This is a genomic window from Peptoclostridium litorale DSM 5388, from assembly GCF_900141635.1.
Classification (GTDB): Bacteria; Bacillota; Clostridia; order Peptostreptococcales; family Peptostreptococcaceae; genus Peptoclostridium; species Peptoclostridium litorale.
Genome location: NZ_FSRH01000033.1, coordinates 1 through 1,689 on the forward strand (window position 1 = coordinate 1; position 1,689 = coordinate 1,689).

At 52.0% G+C, this 1,689-nt stretch carries 16 tRNA genes; all 16 read right to left on the bottom strand.

Annotation, left to right across the window (positions count from 1 at the left end):
* Positions 1–172: 172 nt before the first annotated feature.
* The 16 genes from BUQ87_RS14790 to BUQ87_RS14865 all read right to left on the bottom strand — a co-directional run bounded on the left by BUQ87_RS14790 (position 173) and on the right by BUQ87_RS14865 (position 1,688).
* Positions 173–249, bottom strand: a tRNA-Met gene (locus BUQ87_RS14790).
* Between the two features lie 18 nt (positions 250–267).
* A tRNA-Phe gene (locus tag BUQ87_RS14795) sits at positions 268–343 on the bottom strand.
* 6 nt (positions 344–349) lie between these two features.
* Positions 350–426, bottom strand: a tRNA-Ile gene (locus tag BUQ87_RS14800).
* 31 nt (positions 427–457) lie between these two features.
* Positions 458–534, bottom strand: a tRNA-Pro gene (locus BUQ87_RS14805).
* Positions 535–541: 7 nt separating this feature from the next.
* Positions 542–617, bottom strand: a tRNA-Trp gene (locus BUQ87_RS14810).
* A 74-nt stretch (positions 618–691) separates the two neighbouring features.
* Positions 692–768 (bottom strand) — tRNA-Ile (locus tag BUQ87_RS14815).
* Positions 769–796: 28 nt separating this feature from the next.
* Positions 797–873: transfer RNA gene (locus tag BUQ87_RS14820), tRNA-Ile, on the bottom strand.
* A gap of 6 nt (positions 874–879) precedes the next feature.
* Positions 880–956, bottom strand: a tRNA-Pro gene (locus BUQ87_RS14825).
* A 5-nt stretch (positions 957–961) separates the two neighbouring features.
* A tRNA-Ser gene (locus tag BUQ87_RS14830) sits at positions 962–1,052 on the bottom strand.
* A 4-nt stretch (positions 1,053–1,056) separates the two neighbouring features.
* Positions 1,057–1,145, bottom strand: a tRNA-Ser gene (locus tag BUQ87_RS14835).
* Between the two features lie 30 nt (positions 1,146–1,175).
* Positions 1,176–1,251 (bottom strand) — tRNA-Lys (locus BUQ87_RS14840).
* A gap of 9 nt (positions 1,252–1,260) precedes the next feature.
* Positions 1,261–1,336: transfer RNA gene (locus BUQ87_RS14845), tRNA-Gln, on the bottom strand.
* A 16-nt stretch (positions 1,337–1,352) separates the two neighbouring features.
* A tRNA-Arg gene (locus BUQ87_RS14850) sits at positions 1,353–1,429 on the bottom strand.
* A 9-nt stretch (positions 1,430–1,438) separates the two neighbouring features.
* Positions 1,439–1,513 (bottom strand) — tRNA-Gly (locus tag BUQ87_RS14855).
* 9 nt (positions 1,514–1,522) lie between these two features.
* Positions 1,523–1,606 (bottom strand) — tRNA-Leu (locus BUQ87_RS14860).
* Between the two features lie 6 nt (positions 1,607–1,612).
* Positions 1,613–1,688, bottom strand: a tRNA-Thr gene (locus BUQ87_RS14865).
* Between the last annotated feature and the right edge of the window lies 1 nt (position 1,689).

Consider the following 1,689-nt stretch of genomic DNA (forward strand, 5'->3'; position numbering starts at 1 on the left):
CTGAGCCAGGATCAAACTCTTAATAAAAAATCCTTGAGGAAAAATCCTCTTGACTCATGACAAACTGTAAAATTACAGTTATCACTGACTTGTTTGTTTCATGGTTTGACCGAAAAAATTCGGTCTATGGTTTGCTGTTCAGTTTTCAAGGTTCAATGCTATTTAAAGCAAATGGTAGCGGCAACAAGGATCGAACTTGTGACCTCTCGGGTATGAACCGAACGCTCTAGCCAGCTGAGCTATGCCGCCATATTCAAAATGTAAAAGTGGTGCCCAGAGGCGGAATCGAACCACCGACACGGGGATTTTCAGTCCCCTGCTCTACCGACTGAGCTATCTGGGCAAAAGATGGTGGGCCTTCAGGGACTCGAACCCCAGACCTACCGGTTATGAGCCGGGCGCTCTAACCAACTGAGCTAAAGGCCCATCTTTTTGACTTGCTTGTAAAGTTTTAACATGGTCGAGGTGGAGGGACTCGAACCCCCGGCCCCATGGTCCCAAACCATGTGCGCTACCAAACTGCGCTACACCTCGAACTTCTTGGCAGGAGTGGCAGGACTTGAACCCACGACATTCGGTTTTGGAGACCGACGTTCTACCAACTGAACTACACTCCTATATTTCAGCTGAGCCGCTTATACTCCGTGCTTCAACTACATGATTTTGTTTTGGTTTCCAGATTTTTAAAAGATGGTGGGCCTTCAGGGACTCGAACCCCAGACCTACCGGTTATGAGCCGGGCGCTCTAACCAACTGAGCTAAAGGCCCATCTTTTGACTTGCTATACTGGACTTCATGGTGGGCCTGACTGGACTCGAACCAGTGACCTCACGCTTATCAGGCGTGCGCTCTAACCGCCTGAGCTACAGGCCCACTAATTGGTCGAGGTGGAGGGACTCGAACCCCCGGCCCCATGGTCCCAAACCATGTGCGCTACCAAACTGCGCTACACCTCGAATTTTGGCGGAGAAGGAGGGATTTGAACCCTCGCGTCCCGTAAAGGACCTACTCCCTTAGCAGGGGAGCCTCTTCAGCCACTTGAGTACTTCTCCGTATTGGCGGAGGGGGTGGGATTCGAACCCACGTGGGCTTGCACCCTAACGGTTTTCAAGACCGCCCCGTTATGACCACTTCGGTACCCCTCCGTACTGCTTGTTTAATTTGTAAAGTTTAAATGGTGACCCATCCGCGACTCGAACGCGGGACACCCTGATTAAAAGTCAGATGCTCTACCGACTGAGCTAATGGGTCATATTAGTATGGCTGGGGATACTGGACTCGAACCAGTGCATGCAGGAGTCAAAGTCCTGTGCCTTACCGACTTGGCGAATCCCCAACGTCATGTCGTTAAATGGCGCGTCTGCAGGGATTCGAACCCCGGACACACGGCTTAGAAGGCCGTTGCTCTATCCTACTGAGCTACAGACGCAGTTTGCTTTGGAGCGGAAGACGGGACTTGAACCCGCGACCCTCGCCTTGGCAAGGCGATGCTCTACCGCTGAGCCACTTCCGCCTATAAACTTGGTGCGGGTGGAGGGACTTGAACCCCCACGTACTGGACACTAGATCCTAAGTCTAGCGCGTCTGCCAATTCCGCCACACCCGCATGATGTGGAGCTGGTGATGGGACTTGAACCCGCAACCTACTGATTACAAGTCAGTTGCTCTGCCAATTGAGCTACACCAGCA